1 protein-coding gene is annotated in these 279 nt (G+C 71.3%); it reads left to right on the forward strand.

Annotated elements, in window-relative coordinates; genetic code table 11:
• Positions 1 to 18: 18 nt before the first annotated feature.
• A partial coding sequence (locus GUI70_RS23060) for an MBL fold metallo-hydrolase (RefSeq protein WP_161884557.1) occupies positions 19 to 279 on the forward strand: 261 nt, incomplete at its 3' end.

A 279-nucleotide genomic window follows, 5' to 3' on the forward strand; every position in this document is an offset into this window, starting at 1 on the left:
GCCGGGCCCGGTGAACGCGTGCCGTTCCTGACCGAGGCGGAGCCGCGTCGCGGCGTTCCGCATCAGGTGCTGCCCGGCATTCGCCGCGTGGTGGCCCGCAATCCCGGGGTGATGACCTATCATGGCACCAACACCTGGCTGATCGAGGGCGAGGACGGGCTGACCGTGCTCGATCCGGGCCCCGACGACCCGATCCATGTCGGCGACGTGATCGAGGCGGCGGCGGGCGTGCCGATCCGGCGCATCGTGCTGTCGCACACGCATCGCGACCACCTGGGT

The organism is Deinococcus alpinitundrae (assembly GCF_009982895.1).
Lineage (GTDB): Bacteria > Deinococcota > Deinococci > Deinococcales > Deinococcaceae > Deinococcus > Deinococcus alpinitundrae.